This window comes from Streptomyces sp. NPDC033165 (assembly GCF_055577965.1).
Genome location: NZ_JBVIPK010000001.1, coordinates 531,364 through 550,532 on the forward strand (window position 1 = coordinate 531,364; position 19,169 = coordinate 550,532).

The following is a 19,169-nucleotide window of genomic DNA, read 5'->3' on the forward strand; positions in this document are numbered from 1 at the left end:
CGCGTGCCGTACGACGACAGCCCTCCCCCCACCCGCCGTGCCCGGCCCCTGTTCGCGGCCGCCGCGCTCGCCGCGCTCTGTCTGACCGCCGCCGGATGCGGGGGCGGACCCGAAGCGGACCAGGCCGGTGCGGCCTCGCCCGGGCCGGGCGGGAGCGGAGCCTCCGCGACGGCCCCGACTCCGCCGCCCGCACCGACCGGGGACCGACCGGAACCCTCCGCGTCCCCCGCCGAGCCGCTGCCGCGCGGCCCGCTGACCGGCCGGACGGTGGTGATCGACCCGGGACACAACCCGCGTAACCGCGAGCACACCCGGGAGATCAACGCGAAAGTCGACATCGGCACCGGGCGCAAGGAGTGCGACACGACCGGTACAGCCACCAACGACGGTTACGCGGAGGCCCGGTTCACCCTCGACGTGTCACACCGGCTGCGCGCCCTGCTGGAGGCGCAGGGGGCACGGGTCCGGCTGACGCACGACGACGACCGGCCGTTCGGGCCGTGCATCGACGAGCGGGCGCGGATCGGCAACGAGGCCGAGGCCGACGCGGTGGTCTCGGTGCACGCCGACGGGTCGGGCGTGGGCAACCGGGGCTTCCACGTGATCCTGCCCGCCCGGGTGAAGGGCGGCGGGGCCGACACCACGAAGATCGTGGAGAGTTCGGCCGACCTCGGGGCCAGGATCGCCGGGCACTTCGCCCGCACGACCGGAAGCGCGCCCTCCAATTACATCGGCGGGAATTCCGGTCTGGACACGCGCAGCGATCTCGGCGGACTGAATCTGTCGACTGTGCCCAAAGTGTTCATCGAATGCGGCAATATGCGTGACCCGAAGGACGCCGCCCTGCTTACCAGCGCCAGTTGGCGGCAGAAGGCGGCCCAGGGCCTGGCCGACGGGATTGCGAGCTACCTGGAGGGGTAGTTCTGCGGTGATATTGGGGGGATACCCGTTCAGAATCCGGGCTGGGACGCAACCCGCCCGAGCAGACGATAGATTCATCCGTACGATGGGGAGCCGCTCCCGAGCTTCGTGCCGTACCGCCGCACCGGCGGCAGCGACGACCGCCCCGACGAGACGACCGACTAAGGACCTTCACGTGAATATCCGCTCCCTCACTCGAGGCGATGGCGTGGTGATCGGAGCAGCGGTCGTGCTGTTCATCGCCTCTTTCCTCGACTACTCCAGCTATGACTGCCCCTCCGGCATCGACTGCTCCCGCTTCGACAGCCCGAACGCCTGGGACTCGCTCGGGCTCCTGATGAGCGTCTTCCTCGCCGGTGTCATCGGCGCGGCGCTGGTGATCGTCGGCCGGACCATGCCGGGCCGCAAGGTCGCCGGGCTCGACATCGGCCAGTTCGGTGTGGCGCTCACGGTCTTCGCGCTGTGGACCGCGTTCTGGACGATCCTCGACATCAACGACGCCGGGGCCGGTCTGATCCTCGGCCTGCTGGCCTCCATCGTGCTCGCCGCGGCGGCGGTCGCCGCTCCGCTGATCCCCGCGCTCAAGGCCCCGCTCGTCGGCGCCCCGAGGCCGGCTCAGGGCATCCAGCCGCCGTACGGCGCGCAGCCCGGCCAGGGCTACGGCTACCCGGGCGCCCAGCAGCAGCCTTACGGCGCTCAGCCGAGCCAGGGTTACGGCTACCCGGGTGCGCAGCCCGGCGGCCCGCAGGGCCAGCCCGCCCCGGCCGACCCGGCACAGCAGGCGCAGCAGGCACCGGCCTCGGAGCAGCAGCCCTCGCAGGGCGGCGCGGCCCCGGCGGGCGACTTCACCCCGTTCTGGTTCGCCGTTCCGGTGGCGCGCCCGCTGTACGGCGAGGACGGTTCGCCGAACCCGATCGCCGAGCTGGCGCCGGGCACCTGGTACCTCGCGGTGGAGCAGCGCGGCCAGGGCCTCATCGCCCAGACGCAGGACGGCCGTCGCGGCGTCCTCCAGGACACCACGGGTATCCAGCGCGGCTGATCCGCTCGCGGCTCACAGTGGCCCCTCGCCCTTCCGGGCGGGGGGCCACTGTCGTACAGTCCACCCCTGACAGCAGCTGACGCATCGTCAGTAACGGGCGGAGGGAGCGGAATGCGGCTAGGACTCGCGCTCGGATACTGGGGCCGCGGCCCGGACCCCGGCCATCTCCCCCTGGCCCAGGAGGCCGAGCGGCTCGGCTATGACTCGGTGTGGACGGCGGAGGCCTGGGGGTCGGACGCCTTCACCGCGCTGACCTGGATCGCCGCCCGCACCTCACGGCTCCGGCTGGGCACCGGGATCGCGCAGATGGCGGCCCGCACGCCCACCGCGACGGCCATGCACGCGCTGACCCTGGACCATCTCTCCGGTGGCCGGATGCTACTGGGCCTAGGCCTGTCCGGGCCGCAGGTGGTGGAGGGGTGGTACGGGCGGCCGTTCCCGAGGAGCCCGCTGACCGCGACCCGCGAGTACGTCGAGGTGATCCGGCAGGTGCTGGCACGGCGGGCCCCGGTCGAGCTGGCGGGCCGCTTCCACTCCCACCCGTACACCGGCCCCGACGCGACGGGTCTCGGCAAGCCGCTGAAGCCGATCACCCACCCCCTGCGGGCGTCCCTCCCCGTCCTGCTGGGTGCGGAGGGCCCGAAGAACATCGCGCAGACGGTGGCGATCGCGGACGGCTGGCTGCCGCTGTACTGGTCGCCGCTGCGCACGGACGTCTACGAGGCTTCGCTCACCGGACTCCGGGACGGGTTCATGATCGCGCCGATGGCCCGCGCGCAGGTCTGCGACGACGTGGCCGAGGGGCTGTGGCCGGTGAAGGCGATGCTCGGCTTCTACATCGGCGGGATGGGCCACGCGGCCCGCAACTTCCACGCGGACCTGATGGCCCGGATGGGGTTCGAGGAGGAGGCCCGCCGGATTCAGGAGCTGTTCCTCCAGGGCCGCAAGGAGGAGGCGGTGCGGGCGGTGCCCGACGCGTTCGCCGACGAGATCTCACTGGTGGGCCCGCGCGCCCGCATCAAGGAGCGGCTGGAGCTGTGGCGCAGGGGCCCGGTGACGGACCTGCTGGTCACCGCCCCGGACCCGCACACACTGCGGGTCCTGGCGGAACTCAACAGCTAGAGGCGCCGGTTCAGCCGAACGACGACCGGTCCAGCCAGAAGTCCAGCAGCTCCCCGTCGCCGAGCACCTCCACCCGGTCGTCGGTCGGATCGAGGCGGCGGTTGAAGACGAGCATCAGCTCGGTGAGCGGGCCCCGCAGCGCGACCGTCGCTTTATCATGGGCCCGCCGCCAGGTGAACCGGTCCTCGCCGAACCCGATCAGCCACTCCGCACCCGGTACGTCGGTGGCGTGCAGGTGCAACGAGCGCCCGCCGCCCCGCAGTTCGGCCGCCTCCGGGTCACCGCCCTCCTGGGCGAAGGAGACGATGCGCAGCCACTCCTCGATGGTGTCGGCGGCCACCTCGGGGCCGACGGTGTACGGGACCCGCGCGGCGAGCGCCGCGTCCGCGCGGTGCACCACCGTCTCGTGCGTCATGCGCCGCGCCCAGAAGTCGGTCCGCCGCTCCCACGCCCACGTCCACACCTCGGCGTCCGGCCCCGCCTCCCGCAAGGCGGCCACCGCGTCCGCCGCCCCCTCGGCGAGCCAGGCGTCCAGCGCCCCGGGGTCGTCACCGCCGGGCCCTTCGATACCCGGCACCTTGTCCTCGGGAACGTCCTCGGCGGCCCGGGTGCGCACGATCTCACCGACCCAGCGGTGCGCCCCGCCGACATGCACGGCGAGTTCGCGCAGCGTCCAGTCGGGGCAGGTGGGCACGGTCACGGTGAGATCGGCACCGGCCAGCGTCGCGCGCAGGGCGTCGGTCTGGGCCAGGATCTCGTCGCAGTAACGGTCGTACGGGAGCAGCGTCATGGCGGGCACCCTAGTCGGCGGCACCCGAGTGGATCACCTGAATATCCCCTGCCCACCGGCCCTGCCCGGTCAGCTGAGAGGCGGACGGCACCCTTGTCCGCGGCCTCGGCGTCCGCGTCCTCGCGGAGCCTGGCCCCCAGCCCCTTGAGCGAGACGAACCGGGTTGCCCCCTCCCCGCACCGGTCGCCCCCCGGTGCGGGCCGTCCATCGGCGGTGTTCAGCGGCAGCAGTCCGGCTCCAGGCCGACCGGCAGCCGCTCGCCCCCGAAGACCGCGGTGGTCGCCTCGTCCCCCCCGAGTGCGGCGACCGCCAGCAGCAGGGAGCCAGCCGTCCAGGTGGTGAGCTCCTCGGGCCAGAAGGCCTTGTTGCCCTCGAAGACGTAACCCGTCCAGTACAAGCCGCCCTCGGCGCGCAGGTGCTGGACGGACTGGAGGATCTCCAGCGCCCGGTCCGACTCCCCCGTCACCCAGAGGGCCAGGGCGAGTTCGCAGCTCTCGCCGCCGGTGACCCACGGATTGGGGAGCACACAGCGCACCCCGAGCCCGGGCACGACGAAGCGGTCCCAGCCCTCCTGGATACGGGCGGTGGCCTCGGCCCCGGTGACCGCGCCGCCGAGGACCGGGTAGTACCAGTCCATCGAGTAGCGGTTCTTGTCGAGGAAGCGCTCGGGGTGGCTGCGGATGGCATGGGCCAGCGCGCCGGTCGCCAACTCCCAGTCGGGCTGCGGCTCCTCGCGGCGCTCGGCGATGGCCAGCGCGCAGCGCAGCGCCTGGTGGATCGAGGAGGAGCCGGTCAGCAGCGCGTCGTTCACCGGCGTGCCGTCGGCCTCCCGCTTCCAGCCGATCTGCCCGCCGGGCTGCTGGAGCCCGAGCACGAACTCGACCGCCGAGAAGACCGTGGGCCACATCCGGTCGACGAACGCGTCGTCGCCGGTGGCCAGATAGTGGTGCCAGACGCCGACGGCCACGTACGCGCAGAAGTTGCTTTCGAGGCCCCGGTCGGTCGGCTGCTGCGGGTCGCCGTCGTGGTAGGCGGCGTACCAGGAGCCGTCGGCGTTCTGGTTGCGGGCGAGCCAGTCGTAGGCGCGCGCCGCCGCCGCGTGCTCACCGGCCGCGTCCAGGGCCATCGCGGCCTCGGTGTGGTCCCACGGGTCGAGGTGGTGGCCCCGGAACCAGGGCAGCGCCCCGTCCGCACGCTGCACGGCGAGGAGCGCGGCGACCGTCTCGGCCGCCTGACCTGCCGTCAGGACACCGGGGAGGACAAGGTGTTCGGTCTGTTCGGGAGTGCTCACGCCTCGGCCTTCGGAAGGTGCGGCTTGGTGGCGTACGCGACGAAGCTCTTGCCGACGACCGGGTTGAGGAGCTGCTCGGCGACCCGGGTGGCGAGCGGCTTCTTCATGATGTCCCAGACCAACAGCTTGTGGTACGCGCGCACCGGCAGGGCCTTGTCGTTGTCGACCCCGAAGGCGCACTTCAGCCACCAGTACGGTGAGTGCAGCGCATGGGCGTGGTGGGTGCCGTACGGCTTGAGTCCGGCCTCGCGGATGCGGGCGAGAAGCTGGTCGGCCTTGTAGATACGGATGTGGCCGCCCTCGACCTCGTGGTACGCGTCGGAGAGTGCCCAGCAGACCTTCTCGGGGCCGTAGCGCGGGACGGTGACGGCGATCCGGCCGCCGGGCTTGAGGACCCGGACCATCTCGGCGAGGACGCCCTTGTCGTCCGGGATGTGCTCCATGACCTCGGAGATGATCACGACGTCGAAGGAGTCGTCGGGGAACGGCAGGTTGAGGGCGTCGCCCTCCATGGCGGTGGCGGTGGCCCCCTCGGGGGCCTCCCCCGCCTCCTTCATCGCGGCGAACCACTTGGCGACCTCGCGGATCTCCTCGCCGTTCTGGTCGAGGGCGACGACCTGCGCACCGCGCCGGTAACACTCGAAGGCATGCCGGCCGGCACCGCAGCCCAGGTCGAGCACTCGGTCGCCTGCGGCGAGCGGGAAGCGGGTGAAGTCGACGGTCAGCACGAGGGCCTGCCTTCGAGGTCGGAGGTACGGGTTCAGATGAGCGGGGTACGGGTTCCGGTCGACGGGTCCACGGTCTGCGGGCCTGCGTCCGCCTGCGGGGCGTGCGTCACCTGCGGACTCCGCGGGCGGCGATCGCCTGACGGTACAGCTCGGCCGTTCCGGCGGCGGCCCTGGCCCAGGTGAACTTCTCCAGCACCCGCGCCCGGCCCGCCGCACCGAGCCGGGCACGCAGCTCCGGATCGGCCAGCAGCCGGGCCAGCGCCCCGGCCAGCGCGTCCGCGTCACCGGGCGGCACGGCGAGGCAGGTCTCCCCGTCGCGGCCGGAGACCTCCGGGATCGCACCGCCGGTGGTGGCGACGAGCGGGGTGCCGGTGGCCATCGCCTCGGCGGCGGGCAGCGAGAACCCCTCGTACAGCGAGGGCACGCAGGAGACCTGGGCGCTGCGCACGAGGTCGACCAGCTCGGGATCGCTGATGCCCTTGACGAACTCGACCGCGTCCGCCAGCCCGTGCCGCTCGATGGCCCGTGCGACCGGCCCGTTCTCGGCGCGCTTGCCGACGACGACGAGGTGGGCGTCGGGATTCTCCGTACGGAGCTTGGCGAGCGCGTCCACGAGGTGGACCAGGCCCTTGAGGGGGACGTCGGCGCTGGAGGTGGTGACGATGCGTCCCGGTACCTCGGCGACGGAGGGGTCGGGCGACCACAGGTCGGTGTCGGCGCCGATGTGGACCACGCTGATCCGGTCCGCGCGTACGCCGAGGTCCTCGACGATCTCGTCGCGGGAGGAGCCGGAGACGGTGAGGACGGAGTCCAGCTTGCGGGCGACCCGCTTCTGCATCCGGGTGAAGGCGTACCAGCGGCGTACGGAGGCGCGTCGGCGGCGGCTGGTGGCGGCGGCCAGGTCGAGCCTGCGGTCCACGGTGATGGGGTGGTGGATGGTCGTCACGAGCGGGGCCCCGAGGTCGCCGAGGAGCCCGTAGCCGAGGGTCTGGTTGTCGTGGACGACGTCGAACTCGCCGCGCCGGGAGAGGAGGTGGCGGCGGGCGCGCAGGCTGAAGGTGAGCGGTTCGGGGAAGCCGCCGGTCCACATGGTGGCGACCTCGGCGAAGTCGATCCAGTCCCGGTACTCGCCGCGCTTCGGCGTACGGAAGGGGTCGGGCTGCCGGTAGAGGTCGAGGCTCGGCAGCTCGGTGAGCGGGACGCCCTCGTCGAGCACCGGGTAGGGCTGCGCGCCGATCACTTCGACGCTGTGGCCGAGCCGCGCGAGCTCCCGCCCGAGGTGGCGGACGTACACGCCCTGGCCGCCGCAGAACGGATTGCCCTTGTACGTGAGGAGTGCGATGCGCAACGGCCGGTCGCCGGCCCCGGCGGGGCCGCCTCCGCCCGTGCGGGGGCCCGTTTCTATGGCCTCAGCGGTCACACTCGGCCCCCTTCTGACTGCGTGTTCGCCGGAGCGTAACCGGTCGCGCTAATCTAGAACAAGTTTCAGACTTGATCGTTCAACGTGCATCGAATCTACCGGCAGGTAGCGTCGGTGTGACGGCCGGATCAGGTGATTCGCGCCACGACGGACGTCCTGGCATGCTGTGCGCGCCCGGGGCGCCCGCCCGTCCGCCCGGATGCCGAGGAACAAGGCCATGGATCATGGATCATGGATGGTGACAGCATGACCGCGGACGCCAGACCGGCAGCGCCCACGCCGACCGAACGCGCGACGCCCGCATCGGCCGAGCGCGGGGCATCCCTGTCGGCGTCGACCGACCGCACGGCGCCTCCGTTGACCGAACGGCAGGAGGCCCGTCGCCGCCGCATCCTGCACGCCAGCGCCCAGCTCGCCAGCCGGGGCGGGTTCGAGGCAGTGCAGATGCGCGAGGTGGCGGAGGCGGCCGGGGTGGCGCTCGGCACGCTCTACCGCTACTTCCCCTCCAAGATCCATCTGCTGGTCGCCACCATGCAGGACCAGCTCCAGCACATGCACACCACGCTCCGCAAGCGCCCCCCGGCCGGCGACGACGCGGCCCAGCGGGTCGCGGAGACCCTGATGCGGGCCTTCCGCGCCCTCCAGCGCGAACCGCACCTCGCGGACGCGATGGTCCGCGCGCTCACCTTCGCGGACCGCAGCGTGAGCCCCGAGGTGGACACGGTCTCCCGCCTCACCACGGCGATCATCCTGGACGCGATGGGCCTGGAGCGCCCGACGCCGGAACAGCTCTCCGCGGTCCGCGTGATCGAGCACACCTGGCACTCGGCGCTGATCACCTGGCTGTCCGGCCGGGCCTCGATCGCTCAGGTGAAGATCGACATCGAGACGGTCTGCCGCCTGATCGACCTGACGGCGGAACCGGGCCGGGGCTGAGGGGCTGCGCCGGACCGGCATCCCGCCAGGGGCCCGCGCCCGCGAGTGCCACCACGGCCGCGCGGTGGTGGTCCGTCCACTCGGCCAGCCGGACGTCGTCCCGCCCGGCCTTGAACAACGCCTCCCGGCGGACCCACAACCGCAGCAGCGCCGGACCGGGGTCCGGCGCGGCGCGGGCGGCGTCCACCTCGGCCTCCGACAGCAGCCGCCGCAGTACCCTCACGGGCCCCGGCCGACGCGTCAGGGGCTCCACGTCGATACCGACCGGGCCGGGTCCGACCGCCGCCGCGGCCAGCCCGTCGGCGTGACTGAAGGCGGCGCCCAGCCCGGGGCGGTCCGGGAGATACGGCCGCCCATGCCCGTCCTGCCCGCAGCCGGGGCAGCGCTGAGCGGGCCCCACCTCCCGCGGCGGCCGCCCGGTGACCCGGGAGGCGCACAGCCGCAGCAGCAGTCGGGCCGCCACGACATCGTCGCGCCGGCCGGGCACCCGAATCCCCGCGAGCCGACGCCGCTCCCACGGGGCGAGCATGTCCTCGTCCAGCTCCGGGTGCGCCAGCACCTCGGCGGTGGCAGCCACCAGCGCGACGGCGGCCGTGGCCTTGTCGCAGTCGTGCTTCGCGTCGCACTTCTCGTACGGCGACGGGTGGTACGGGAGGTACGGGGGCGGCAGGCGCGACGGGAGGAGACGCGGCCGCGGGAGGGGCGGCGGCGGGAGACGGGTCATCGGCCCGTACTCACCCGGTCGGCACCTCCGCGAGCGACGGAGCCCATGAAGCGTTCCCTGACACGGGCGAGGGTGCGGAAGTCGTCGATGGTGACCTCCTGCAGATCGATACCGCTGCCCGAGATCTCCTCCAGGAGATCGATGAACTCCAGGAAGTCCATCGAGTCGATGAGGCGGGCCTCCACGAGGTCCTCCTCGACGCCGATCGGGCCGTCAAGGCCGGGATTCTTCTCGTTGAGCCACGCTACGACACGTTCCATGGGGGGGGGAGATCGCTCCTCTTGTTCTGTTCCGGCTGTCTGCCGGGGTGAAGGTCAGGAACCGGCGGCGCGGAGCCGCCCCAGGGCCTGCTCGGCGGAGCCGTGGGCGAGGGTCATCGCGTGCACCCAGCGCTCGACGCCGAAGGCGAGCAGGAGCTGTACGCGGGCCCATGGGAGTCGGCGCGGATGCCGAGCCGCTCGCCGAAGAAGTCGCGGTGCCGGTTGACGAAGGCGATGGCTGTGCCGTCGGGAGCGCTGTATTCCTACTTCACCGGGTCCAGCGCCATCAGACGGGCCCGCGATCCGCCGTTGTCAAGAACGGGTCGTCGGCCGCCGCCCGGGTCAGGGTCAGCCCCCGTCGCCCGGCCACTTCCTGGACGAACTCCCCTACGCTCTCCTGGTGTTCGGCGGCACCGCCCTTGGTGCCGAGGTAGACCGCACCCGCGTATGGAACCCCCGCAGCCGGCGCAGGCCGTCGTAATGGGTCTCGCTGCGGAAGCAGCGGCCGACCGCCGAGAGCCGCAGCCCTTCCTCGCCGACGTCCTAGCCCTCCAGGGAGAGCAGCAGCCCGCAGCAGGTCGCGGACGGCAGCACATGGCCGGTCGGGTGCAGCGGGAGGTCCTACGGTGAGCCGCCGGAGGCCAGTTGGTCGAGCGCTTCCGCGCCGAACCGCCTGACGGAGACCCCGAGATGGGGAAAGTTACGGAAGAAGTCCAGCCGTGCCAGTCCGTCGACGGACAGCAGGGGCGGCCCCACGACCTCGGGGGCGGAGAGCCGCCCCGCAGCAGTGCGGTGCGGACCGGGTTCAGCGTGATCAGCCCGGCACCAGGACTCTTCAGCTCGATACCCGGCAGGGCCGTGATGCTGGATGTGTTCATGAAATCGCGTCCTTCTCGGTGCGGGTCGGCAATGCGGGACACCCACCGGACGCACCGACCACATCGCCGTGGCGTCGGTGGCCCCGAACAGGGCCGTCACCGGCCGGAGCACAGGAAGGGAAACGGTTGACAGACCGTCACGAACCCGGCCGCACCCTTGGACATTAGGCCCGTCGCTCACCTGTTGTCTAGACCAAAAATACCGAACGGCAGGTATCGGCTCCGTGACCGCCAGGTACATGACCGCTACCCATGTCGCCATATTTGCCGGGCACTTGACAGCCCATGCGGTCTGGACCAATCCTGCTGATCGACGTGGCCACGGCTCCTCCCGCCACGCCGCTGCCAACCGTCCCGCCGTCCACGGCGACCCCGCCCCCCGGGGTCGCCGCACGGCCGGCCGAGGACAAGGACCTGCCATGAACCTCATGACGACACCCGCCCCTCGCCGCCGGCCCCGCCTGCACCGCGCGGCGTCGGACATCCCGTACTTCAGCGCGGACGGCGAGACCCGCCTCGCGCAGACCGCCCTGCGGGAGCTCGACAAGTCGCGTCCGGTGCGGGTGCCGTCCGAGGAGGACTTCACCCACTGGCAGACGTACGGTTACGTCATCGTCCGGGAAGCCGTACCGGCCTCGGTGGCACGTCAACTGCTGCACTTCACCTGGGACTTCCCAGACCTCGATCCCGAGCGGCCGGAGACCTGGTACGAGGACCGGCCGCTGCACTCCGAGCTGGGCCAGCAGCTGCACATCTACGGCTTCGTGGAGGCGTACCACCACCAGCTGCTCTGGGACAACCGGCAGCCGCAGCGGGTGTACGACGCCTTCGTCGACGTATGGGACTGCGAGGAGCTGTGGGTCACCCTGGACCGGCTCAACCTCAACCCGGCCAACCGGGGCAACCGCGACCGCGCCCTGATCGAGCCGAGGGACCGGGGCTTCGACATCGAGCTCCACTGGAACATCGACACCACCCTCGCCGTCCCCCCCACAGCGGGTGCAGGGCATCATCGCGCTCAACGACACCCGGCCGGAGACGGGCGGCTTCCAGTGCTGCCCGGAGCTGTTCCGGCAGTTCGACACCTGGAAGACCAGCCGGCCGGCGGATCGGGACCCCCTGCGACCGGACATCGACCGGGACGAACTCCCCGTCGTGCGACCGGATCTGAGCCCCGCCGACCTACTCATCCGGAACGGTCTGCTGGCCCACGGAGTGGCGCGCAACCTCTCCGAGAACGGGGTAAGGGCCGTGCAGTACCTGTCGATGATGCCCGTGCTGGAGGAGCACGAGCGGCTGCGCGAGTCCCGGGTGGAGTCCATGCGCCATCTGCGCACCCCCAGCTGGAACCGCACCCTGATCGGCGACCCGGTGCGGCCCGATTCCCAGCGCTGCCCAACGGCCGAACTGAACCCGCTGGGCAGTCGGCTGCTGGGGCTCGCCTCGTGGCAGGACCCGGTCGAGGACATCGCACCCGCCGCACAGGGCGTCCAGGGCACGGATTCCGCCGCGCAGAGCGGGGAGCCTTAGTGCGGCGCGTCTGTCTGGCCCTACCCACCAACCGGGCGCGCGCCGGGGCCATCGCGGCGGTCGGCGAGGAAGCGGCTTACGGTGCACGGCGGTTCGGCATCGAGGTGCACCTCCTGGTCCTGGATCGCGCCCCCGCGTCGGCGCTCGCCGAGCACCGGAAGGCGGTGGCCGCGCTGCCCCCGTCCCGCGTCTCCTACGGGGCCTGCGCTAACCGGGCGTTCCTCATCGCCCAGGCCCTCGGCTGTACGTCCGTCCACCGCCGGGACTCCGACAGCCGCTACCAGCGCCTCGACCAGGACACATACCGCGAGCTGGTCGGACTGTCGACACCCGAGGACTACCCGGAGATCTGGCGCGGACATCTGATCGACGCGTCCTTCCGGGGCGCCGGGGACACGGCGTTCGGTGGCGACCGCATCACTCTCACCACCATCAGCCCGATGCACGCGGGCATGTGCAACATCGGGCTCGGCCACGAGGTCTACGGCAAGGTCCCGCTGCCGCCCACCACCAACACCATCGGCAGCGAGTGCTTCCTGACCCATCTCGTCCACGACGCCCGGCTGCCCGGCGTCCAGCACAACCGGCACATCGCCAACTTCCATACGGAGGAACGGCGTACGGACTCCGGGTTCCTCGCGTACCAGCTGCGCTTCGCGAAGTTCCTGCTGTCGATGACGTACCTCAACGCCGTGTACGCGAGGACGGCGGCGGCCGGTGACGCGCCGCTCGACGCCGAGAGGCGCATCCGGGCCCGTGTGGTCGCCGGTTTCGTCCGGGACAGCATCGGCCTCGACCGCGGCGGCCGCTACGCGACGGTCACGGACACGCTCGCCGGCCGCCGCTCCCGGCTCCTGGACGAGGCCCGGGACGACATGGCCGACTTCGCGCTCCTGATGGACCACTGGGAGGCGCTGACCCGTGCGAGCGCCGCAGCGGGCCGGGGGGACGTCTCGCCGGTCACGGCCGGACACCCCCGACCGTGACCCGATGAACTCCGCTGTCGGCAAGGACACCATGCACCGGAATCCCGCGCACACCCCGCGCACCCCGCATGCTCCCCGTACCTTCACCGTCGCCTATGCGGGCGGTGACGAGCGCCGCGGCCCCCTCACTATGGGCCAGGCCAACATGATCCGCTGCATCCTGCGGGACGATCCCGAGCACATCAACAACCACGATGTGTGGGCGATCCCCCCGGGCACCGGCCTGGACGCCGCGATCGACGCCCTGCGCACGCTGGCCCTGCGCCACGAAGGGCTGCGCACCACGTTTCCGCACGTGCCGGGGGCCACGCCCGTGGAGCAGGTGGTGGCGGGCGAGGGCACGTTCACGGTGACCGTCGTCGACCACACGGAGTTCCCCGAGGAGCCCGCCCGGTACGCCGAGACGGTGGCGCGGGCGGCCCGCGCCGGCCGCTTCGCGCTGGACCGGGAGTTTCCCCTGCGGATCACGGTGCTCACCCTCGGCGGCGTCCCCGTCCACGCTGCCCTGGCCTCCAGTCACGCGGTGACGGACGGCAGCGCGCTGGCTGTCCTGCGGGAGGAGTTCCTCGCCCTGCTGGCAGGCGAGAAACTGCCCGCGCCCGCCTCCTTCGCCCCGCTCGACCTGGCGGCCGAGGAGGCATCCCCCGCCGGGAATCGGAAGTCTCAGGCGTCGCTGCGGTACTGGGAGCGGATCATCCGCACCGAGCCGCAGGAGATGTTCGCCGAGCCGCGTGCGGCGGGCGCGGACGGCCGGGCCCGGCAGCTCACCCTCCGGTCCCGGCGCGGCGCCCGGGCCCTCGCCGCAGCAGCGGGGCGCATCAGGAACCCGGAGGCCACGGTGCTGCTGGCGGCCTGGTGCGCGCTGGTGGCCCACCGGGCGGGCCAGGACTCCTGCGTCACCGCCGTCCCGACCTCCAACCGGTTCCACCCCACGATCGCCCGCTCGGTGAACACCCTGTCCCAGGACGCGCTGCTCTGCCTGGACGTCCGGGTCCCGTCCTTCGACACGCTGGTCCGCAAGACCTGGGGCGCGGCGCTCAACGCCTACCGGCACAGCCAGTTCGACTCCGTACGCCTGTGGGAGATGATCGGCCGAGTCGCCGGTGAGCGCGGCAGCCACTTCGCGCGGGACGTGGTCTTCAACGACGTCAGCGCGCTTCCCGCCACGCTTCTCTCCGCCGCGCCGCAGAACAGCGGCGCGGCCGAACTGGAGCTGACCTGGGGCCCGTTGCAGGTGCTGCCGACGCGCATGCTGGCATTCACGTACGAGACGACGCCCCAGCTCCACATCTCCCTGTGGGCCGACCCCGCACTGTTCACCCCGCAGGAGGCGGAGGGCTTCCTGACCGGCTTGGTGCGGCTGCTGGAGGCGGCCGCCGAGGGTGACGTACCCCTCGGCTCGCTCACCAGGGTGACGAGCGTCGGGCCTGCCGAGCGCGGACCCGAATGGACGCGGGTGGACGGCTGTTGGGCCTCGCCGACCGCCGTACGGGACGCGCTGAGCGGGGCGGTGGGGGGCCTGCCCGTACACATCGAGGCGGACCGCCCCCGCGCGGGTTCGCCCCCGGGCCTCACGGCGTACATAGCGCGCGGCGGCGACACGGCCCTGACACCGGTCGGCGCCCACGAGGCACTGATGAACAAGCTCCCCGCCCACGGCGGGACGGGCGTCATCGCACCCCGCCGCTACGTGCTCGTCGAGCACCCACCCGCCGAAGCGCACCGGAGCGACGCGTGGCGTCGGCAGCAGATCATCGAGGAAGGGACCGGCAGGAGCCGGCAGGTGCGACATGAGCGTTGACGACACGACCCTCCAGCAGAAGCCCGAGCCGTTGCCCAGCCCCTGGCGGTCGGGCCGGTTCCAGCTGTTCTTCACGGCCCGCAGCGCGTCGCTGCTGGCCGACGGCATGCTGATGGTGTCCCTCACCACAGCCGTGCTGGGAGCGGGCCACGGGGCGAGCGGCGTCGGTTACGCGCTGGCCGCGTGGATGACCCCGATCGTGCTGCTGGTGCTGTTCGGCGGGGTGCTGGCCGACCGGTTCACCCCGCAGCTGATGATGATCTGCGCCGACCTGGTGCGGATGCTGGCCATGATCACGCTCGGCGCGCTGCTCTTCTTCTCGGACGGCGTTCCGCTGTGGCAGATCATGGCGCTGATGGCGCTCAGCGGGGCCGCGACGGCGATGTTCCAGCCTGGCATGGCGAGCATGGTCCCCCGGGTCGCCGAGGACATCCAGAAGGCCAACGCGCTGCTGCGGATCTCCGAGGCCCTGAGCACCCTGCTGGGCCCCGGCCTGGCGGGCATCCTGGTCGCGTACTGGCAGGTCTCGGGCTCGTACCTGGTCATCGCGGCGGCGTACGCGCTCAGCGCGGCGGTGCTGCTACCGCTGCGGAAGCTGCACACGGTCCGTGACGAGGGCGACGCCCCGATGTGGCGCAGGCTCGCGACGGGCTGGCAGGAGTTCCGGTCCCGCCAGTGGCTGTGGGGCGTCATCTCGGTCTGGTCCGTGTACGGCCTGTTGGTGTTCGGTCCCGCGCTGCCGCTGGGCGCGGCGCTGATGATCGAGCAGCACGGGGCGAGCGGGTACGGCTGGATCGCCTCGGCGGACGGCGCGGGCACGATCATCGGCGGCCTGATCGGTATGCGGGTCCGCCCGCGCCGTCCCCTGGTCGCGGGCGCCCTGGCGATGCTCTGCTTCGCGCTCAACCCCCTGGCCCCGGCCCTGGAATGGTCCTTCGCAGCCACGGCCGTGGCCCACGTCATCGCGGGTTACGGCTTCGCGTTCTGGGGCGTGATGTGGGCGACGAGCGTCCAGTCCCACATCCCGCTGACGGTCCTGAGCCGCGTCTCCGCGTACGACGTCGCCGGCTCCATCATGGTCATCCCGCTGGGCCGCGCCCTGGCGGGGCCGGCGGCCGACGCGTTCGGCGCGAACGAGGTGCTGATCTTCTCGTCGGTCATGTCGTTCGTCCTGCTGGCCGTCATGCTCGGCGTCCCCGCGATCCGCGCGCTGCGGCGGGCGCCGGAGGGCATGCTCCGGAAGGCGGAGGGCGAACCGGCGGTCTGACCTGTTCCACCGGGGTACGGCGTACCGGTCAGCCCCGCACGACCGGTACGCCGTACTGCGGGATCCAGGCGTTCCGGGTGACGAGGACCAGCCGATGGGCCTGCGCCTGCGCGACGAGCAGCCGGTCGAAGGCGTCCTCGTGCACCATCGGCGGCCGCCCGGCGCGCACCCCGCGCGCGGCGGTGACGGGAAACTGCACCAAGGGCAACATCGCCGACGGGCGCCTCGTCTGGTCGTGACCAGACGAGGCAGCTCCGGACGCCCCTCACTCCTCCGGCGGGAAAACCACCTCCCCCGACCCCGCCAGCGTCAGCGTGATCGCCTCCACCGGGCAGCCCTCCGCCGCCGCCAGGACCTGTTCGGCCGCGTCGCGGTCCTCGTCCCTCGGGTGGGACTGGCGGGCGGTGTCCAGGTGGAAGGCGTCCGGGGCGTGGTTGACGCACATGCCGGAGCCGATGCAGACGGACCGGTCCACCTCCACGTGCCAGCGGTCGCCCATTCACGCCTCCTGGTAGCCGGCGGGGAGGTGGATCATCTTGTGCTCGAAGAACTCGCCGTAGCCCTCGGGGCCGAATTCGCGGCCCAGGCCCGAGTTCTTGTAGCCGCCGAACGGGCCCAGCATGTCGAGGCTGAAGGTGTTCACGCTGTACGTGCCGGTGCGGACCTGGCGGGCGATGTCGATGCCGCGTTCCGTGTCGGTCGTCCAGACGCTGCCGCTGAGGCCGTACGGGGAGTCGTCGGCGATGCGGACGGCCTCGGCCTCGTCGCCGTACGGGATCAGGCAGATGACCGGGCCGAAGATCTCCTCGCGGGCGATGCGCATGGAATTGTCGACCGAGCCGAAGAGGGTGGGTTCCACGTACCAGCCCCGTTCCTGGGAGGCGGGGCGGCTGCCGCCCGTGAGGATCTTGGCGCCCTCCTCCTGGCCCAGGCGGATGTAGTCCAGGGAGCGTTGTTGCTGGCGGCGGGCCACCAGGGGGCCGAGTTCCGTGGTGGGGTCCAGGGGGTCGCCCACGCGGAGCGCGCCCGCCGCTGCCGCGAACGCCTCCGCCACCTCGTCGTAACGGGAGCGCGGGGCCAGGATGCGCGTCTGGGCCACGCACGCCTGGCCGTTGATCATCCAGGCGAAGGGAACGATGCCCGCGACCGCCGCGTCCAGGTCCGCGTCGGGAAGGATCACTGCGGCCGACTTGCCGCCCAGTTCGAGGGTGACCCGGGTGAGGTTGCGGGAGGCGACCTCCATCACACGGCGGCCCGCGGCGACCGAGCCGGTGAAGGAGACCTTGTCCACGTCCCGGTGGCCCACCAGGTACTCGCTGACCTCCCGGTCCGCCGGGAGGATGGAGAGGACGCCCTCCGGCAGGCCCGCCTCCGCCGCTGTCTCCGCCAGGAGGTAGGCGTCAAGGGGGGTTTCCGGTGAGACCTTCAGGACCGCCGTGCAGCCTGCCAGGAGTGCTGGGGCCAGTTTCGCGGCGGCCGTGAACTGGGGGACGTTCCACGGTACGACCGCGGCGACCACACCGACCGGTTCGCGGCGGACCAGGAGGGGGCCGAGGACGCCGTCGCGCCGTTCCTCGTAGGGGAAGGCGCGCGCCACCGTGATCGCCGAGTCCCAGACCATCATCGCCGCCAGCGCCTGCACCATGACGCTCGCACTGTACGGGGTGCCGTTCTGCGCGCTGATCAGCCGCGCGAACTCCTCGTGGCGTACGGCGAAGGCGTCCTTGATCCGCGTGATCACCGCGATCCGCTCGTCCAGCGGCATCCGCGGCCAGGGGCCCTCGTCGAAGGCGCGGCGCGCGGCGGCGACGGCCCGGTCGACGTCGGCCTCGGAGGCGTGCGGCACGCGGCCGATGACCTGTTCGGTGTGCGGGGAGATCACCTCGATGACATCGCTGCCGAGCGGGTCGGTGAACTCCCCGCCGATGAACAGTTGTCCGTGCTCCACAAGCTCGGTCATGGCTGCTGCCTCCCGCCGCCCGGCCCACTGACTGACTAGTCGTCAGAACTGATACCAGTTCCTGTTCCAGGAGTCCACGGATCGGACCGCACCGGCCCGCACGGGGCGGCCCCTTGCGCGGAGGGTTTGGTAGACCAGGGCTACCACTGGAACGAGTTCTCGTTACAGTGGAGGCCGAAGCGGAGATGGGGAGCCCATGACTCAGGTGACCGACCACGGCGGAGGCGTCCACAGCATCAAGGTCCCCATCCCGGACAATCCCCTCGGCCACACCCTGGTCCACCTCGTCGACACCGACCGGGGCCCCGTCCTCGTCGACACCGGCTGGGACGACCCGGCCTCCTGGGACACGCTCGTCGCCGGGCTCGCCGCCCTCGGCACCGCCGTCACCGACGTCCACGGCGTCGTCATCACCCACCACCACCCCGACCACCACGGCCTCTCCGGGCAGGTCCGCGAGGCATCCGGGGCCTGGATCGCGATGCACGAGGCCGATACCGCGATCGTCCGGCGCACCCGGGAATCCGAGCCCGGCACCTGGCTCGACTACCTCACCCGTAAGCTCGCCGCCGTCGGTGCGCCCGAGGAGCACCTCGCCCCGCTGCGCGCCGCCCGCGGCGCGGGGCGGCTGCGGACCCTGCCCGGGCTGCGCGCCGCCCTGCCCGACCGGGACATCGTCCCCGGCGAACTGCTCGGCCTCGCCGGGCGCCGGCTGCGGGCCGTCTGGACCCCCGGCCACACCCCGGGCCATGTCTGCCTCCATCTGGAGGAGCGGCACCCGGCGAATCTGCCGGGGCACGGGCGGTTGTTCTCCGGAGATCACCTGCTGCCGGGGATCAGCCCGCACATCGGGTTGTACGAGGACCCCGACGACACCGCCGTCACCGATCCGCTCGGGGACTACCTGGCCTCGCTGGAGCGGATCGGGCGGCTCGGGGTGGCCGAGGTGCTGCCCGCCCACCAGCACGCGTTCACCGACGCGGGCGGGCGGGTGCGGGAGCTGCTCGACCATCACGAGGAGCGGCTGACCGGGCTCCTCGCGCTCCTCGCCACGCCGCTCACCCCGTGGCAGCTCGCCGAGCGGATGGAGTGGAACCGGCCGTGGGAGCAGATCCCGCACGGTTCGCGGTCGATCGCCGTGTCGGAGGCCGAGTCCCATCTGCGGCGGCTGGTGAAGCTCGGGCGCGCGGAGGCCGTACCGGGCGGGCCCCCGACGACGTACATCGCCGTCTGAGCCGGCCCCAGACCGCCGGACGAGCCCGCCGTACCTCGCCGTGTGAGCCCGCCGTACACCGCCGGCCGAGCCGGCCGTGAGCCCGCGGGGGCCGGTGCCCCGGCCTCGTACGTCCGTGGGTACCCGATGCCGTACACGGTCCGCCACCCCCAGGTCCACGTGGTACGGACCGGTAGAGTGAGCTGGTCGTCATCATGCCCGTACAGGGGTAGGCCGGTGCGAGTCCGGCGCTGGACCCCAGCCGTGAACCGTCCGCCCGACGGCAGCCGGACCGCCCTGTCC

The 19,169-nt window shown here is 72.2% G+C and carries 17 protein-coding genes and 2 pseudogenes; 9 read left to right on the plus strand and 10 right to left on the minus strand.

Features of this window, described 5'->3' with window-relative positions:
• Nucleotides 1–3: 3 nt before the first annotated feature.
• The 3 genes from ACZ5WC_RS02440 to ACZ5WC_RS02450 all read left to right on the plus strand — a co-directional run bounded on the left by ACZ5WC_RS02440 (nucleotide 4) and on the right by ACZ5WC_RS02450 (nucleotide 3,082).
• A complete protein-coding gene (locus ACZ5WC_RS02440; RefSeq protein ID WP_468539076.1) occupies nucleotides 4–921 on the plus strand; it encodes an N-acetylmuramoyl-L-alanine amidase in 918 nt (305 codons plus the stop codon).
• Between the two features lie 175 nt (nucleotides 922–1,096).
• Nucleotides 1,097–1,960, plus strand: a complete 864-nt coding sequence (locus ACZ5WC_RS02445) for a hypothetical protein (RefSeq protein ID WP_468539077.1) — start codon at nucleotides 1,097–1,099, stop codon at nucleotides 1,958–1,960.
• Nucleotides 1,961–2,071: 111 nt separating this feature from the next.
• Nucleotides 2,072–3,082, plus strand: coding sequence for an LLM class F420-dependent oxidoreductase (locus ACZ5WC_RS02450; protein ID WP_468539078.1), 1,011 nt, complete (start codon nucleotides 2,072–2,074; stop codon nucleotides 3,080–3,082).
• A gap of 10 nt (nucleotides 3,083–3,092) precedes the next feature.
• Here the strand turns inward: ACZ5WC_RS02450 and ACZ5WC_RS02455 are convergent, their stop codons facing one another.
• The 4 genes from ACZ5WC_RS02455 to ACZ5WC_RS02470 all read right to left on the minus strand — a co-directional run bounded on the left by ACZ5WC_RS02455 (nucleotide 3,093) and on the right by ACZ5WC_RS02470 (nucleotide 7,311).
• On the minus strand, nucleotides 3,093–3,872 hold the full coding sequence (locus tag ACZ5WC_RS02455) for a maleylpyruvate isomerase family mycothiol-dependent enzyme (RefSeq protein WP_468539079.1): 780 nt from the start codon (nucleotides 3,870–3,872) through the stop codon (nucleotides 3,093–3,095).
• 217 nt (nucleotides 3,873–4,089) lie between these two features.
• Nucleotides 4,090–5,163 (minus strand): prenyltransferase/squalene oxidase repeat-containing protein, encoded by a 1,074-nt coding sequence (locus tag ACZ5WC_RS02460; RefSeq protein WP_468539080.1) that lies wholly within the window; start codon nucleotides 5,161–5,163, stop codon nucleotides 4,090–4,092.
• Nucleotides 5,160–5,891, minus strand: coding sequence for a class I SAM-dependent methyltransferase (locus ACZ5WC_RS02465; RefSeq protein ID WP_096631601.1), 732 nt, complete (start codon nucleotides 5,889–5,891; stop codon nucleotides 5,160–5,162). Before ACZ5WC_RS02465 ends, ACZ5WC_RS02460 begins: the two co-directional genes overlap by 4 nt.
• A 106-nt stretch (nucleotides 5,892–5,997) precedes the next feature.
• On the minus strand, nucleotides 5,998–7,311 hold the full coding sequence (locus ACZ5WC_RS02470) for a glycosyltransferase family 4 protein (protein ID WP_468539081.1): 1,314 nt from the start codon (nucleotides 7,309–7,311) through the stop codon (nucleotides 5,998–6,000).
• Nucleotides 7,312–7,542: 231 nt separating this feature from the next.
• Here ACZ5WC_RS02470 and ACZ5WC_RS02475 point away from each other — a divergent pair, with 231 nt between their 5' ends.
• The gene (locus ACZ5WC_RS02475; RefSeq protein WP_468539082.1) at nucleotides 7,543–8,247 is read left to right on the plus strand and encodes a TetR family transcriptional regulator; all 705 of its coding nucleotides are present in this window, start codon (nucleotides 7,543–7,545) and stop codon (nucleotides 8,245–8,247) included.
• Here ACZ5WC_RS02475 and ACZ5WC_RS02480 read toward each other — a convergent pair.
• The 3 genes and pseudogenes from ACZ5WC_RS02480 to ACZ5WC_RS02490 form a co-directional block, all read right to left on the minus strand.
• Nucleotides 8,147–8,971, minus strand: coding sequence for a 4'-phosphopantetheinyl transferase family protein (locus ACZ5WC_RS02480; RefSeq protein WP_468539083.1), 825 nt, complete (start codon nucleotides 8,969–8,971; stop codon nucleotides 8,147–8,149). The genes ACZ5WC_RS02475 and ACZ5WC_RS02480 overlap by 101 nt on opposite strands.
• Nucleotides 8,968–9,231, minus strand: a complete 264-nt coding sequence (locus ACZ5WC_RS02485; protein WP_311119348.1) for an acyl carrier protein — start codon at nucleotides 9,229–9,231, stop codon at nucleotides 8,968–8,970. Before ACZ5WC_RS02485 ends, ACZ5WC_RS02480 begins: the two co-directional genes overlap by 4 nt.
• A gap of 54 nt (nucleotides 9,232–9,285) precedes the next feature.
• A pseudogene (locus ACZ5WC_RS02490) lies at nucleotides 9,286–10,109 on the minus strand (class-II aminoacyl-tRNA synthetase family protein).
• Nucleotides 10,110–10,528: 419 nt separating this feature from the next.
• Between ACZ5WC_RS02490 and ACZ5WC_RS02495 the strand changes: the two are divergent.
• The 4 genes and pseudogenes from ACZ5WC_RS02495 to ACZ5WC_RS02510 all read left to right on the plus strand — a co-directional run bounded on the left by ACZ5WC_RS02495 (nucleotide 10,529) and on the right by ACZ5WC_RS02510 (nucleotide 15,693).
• Nucleotides 10,529–11,639 (plus strand): annotated as a pseudogene (locus ACZ5WC_RS02495) (phytanoyl-CoA dioxygenase family protein).
• Entirely contained in the window at nucleotides 11,639–12,625 is a 987-nt protein-coding gene (locus tag ACZ5WC_RS02500) for a DUF6271 family protein (protein ID WP_468539084.1), read from the plus strand. Before ACZ5WC_RS02495 ends, ACZ5WC_RS02500 begins: the two are co-directional and overlap by 1 nt.
• A 4-nt stretch (nucleotides 12,626–12,629) precedes the next feature.
• Nucleotides 12,630–14,426 carry a condensation domain-containing protein gene (locus ACZ5WC_RS02505; RefSeq protein ID WP_468539085.1) on the plus strand — a complete coding sequence of 599 codons (1,797 nt, stop codon included), beginning with the start codon at nucleotides 12,630–12,632 and terminating at the stop codon, nucleotides 14,424–14,426.
• Nucleotides 14,416–15,693, plus strand: coding sequence for an MFS transporter (locus ACZ5WC_RS02510; RefSeq protein WP_468539086.1), 1,278 nt, complete (start codon nucleotides 14,416–14,418; stop codon nucleotides 15,691–15,693). Before ACZ5WC_RS02505 ends, ACZ5WC_RS02510 begins: the two co-directional genes overlap by 11 nt.
• 28 nt (nucleotides 15,694–15,721) lie before the next feature.
• Here the strand turns inward: ACZ5WC_RS02510 and ACZ5WC_RS02515 are convergent, their stop codons facing one another.
• The 3 genes from ACZ5WC_RS02515 to ACZ5WC_RS02525 form a co-directional block, all read right to left on the minus strand.
• Nucleotides 15,722–15,892 carry a PIN domain-containing protein gene (locus tag ACZ5WC_RS02515; RefSeq protein WP_468539087.1) on the minus strand — a complete coding sequence of 57 codons (171 nt, stop codon included), beginning with the start codon at nucleotides 15,890–15,892 and terminating at the stop codon, nucleotides 15,722–15,724.
• Nucleotides 15,893–15,958: 66 nt separating this feature from the next.
• Nucleotides 15,959–16,192: a ferredoxin gene (locus tag ACZ5WC_RS02520; protein WP_311119352.1), complete on the minus strand. Its 234-nt coding sequence runs from the start codon at nucleotides 16,190–16,192 to the stop codon at nucleotides 15,959–15,961.
• Nucleotides 16,193–17,653: an aldehyde dehydrogenase gene (locus ACZ5WC_RS02525; RefSeq protein ID WP_468539088.1), complete on the minus strand. Its 1,461-nt coding sequence runs from the start codon at nucleotides 17,651–17,653 to the stop codon at nucleotides 16,193–16,195. It lies immediately after the preceding gene.
• 196 nt (nucleotides 17,654–17,849) lie between these two features.
• On the opposite strand from ACZ5WC_RS02525, the gene ACZ5WC_RS02530 reads away from it, so the two are divergent.
• A complete protein-coding gene (locus tag ACZ5WC_RS02530) occupies nucleotides 17,850–18,887 on the plus strand; it encodes an MBL fold metallo-hydrolase (RefSeq protein WP_468539089.1) in 1,038 nt (345 codons plus the stop codon).
• The last annotated feature ends 282 nt before the right edge of the window (nucleotides 18,888–19,169 follow it).

Excerpts from the sequence above, each read along its gene's own strand:
- ACZ5WC_RS02510 (WP_468539086.1), top strand. The coding sequence starts at position 14,416 with ATGAGCGTTGACGACACGACCCTCCAGCAGAAGCCCGAGCCGTTGCCC.
- ACZ5WC_RS02480 (WP_468539083.1), bottom strand. The coding sequence starts at position 8,971 with ATGACCCGTCTCCCGCCGCCGCCCCTCCCGCGGCCGCGTCTCCTCCCG.
- ACZ5WC_RS02455 (WP_468539079.1), bottom strand. The coding sequence starts at position 3,872 with ATGACGCTGCTCCCGTACGACCGTTACTGCGACGAGATCCTGGCCCAG.
- ACZ5WC_RS02530 (WP_468539089.1), top strand. The coding sequence starts at position 17,850 with ATGACTCAGGTGACCGACCACGGCGGAGGCGTCCACAGCATCAAGGTC.
- ACZ5WC_RS02450 (WP_468539078.1), top strand. The coding sequence starts at position 2,072 with ATGCGGCTAGGACTCGCGCTCGGATACTGGGGCCGCGGCCCGGACCCC.
- ACZ5WC_RS02525 (WP_468539088.1), bottom strand. The coding sequence starts at position 17,653 with ATGACCGAGCTTGTGGAGCACGGACAACTGTTCATCGGCGGGGAGTTC.
- ACZ5WC_RS02520 (WP_311119352.1), bottom strand. The coding sequence starts at position 16,192 with ATGGGCGACCGCTGGCACGTGGAGGTGGACCGGTCCGTCTGCATCGGC.
- ACZ5WC_RS02505 (WP_468539085.1), top strand. The coding sequence starts at position 12,630 with ATGAACTCCGCTGTCGGCAAGGACACCATGCACCGGAATCCCGCGCAC.
- ACZ5WC_RS02475 (WP_468539082.1), top strand. The coding sequence starts at position 7,543 with ATGGATGGTGACAGCATGACCGCGGACGCCAGACCGGCAGCGCCCACG.
- ACZ5WC_RS02485 (WP_311119348.1), bottom strand. The coding sequence starts at position 9,231 with ATGGAACGTGTCGTAGCGTGGCTCAACGAGAAGAATCCCGGCCTTGAC.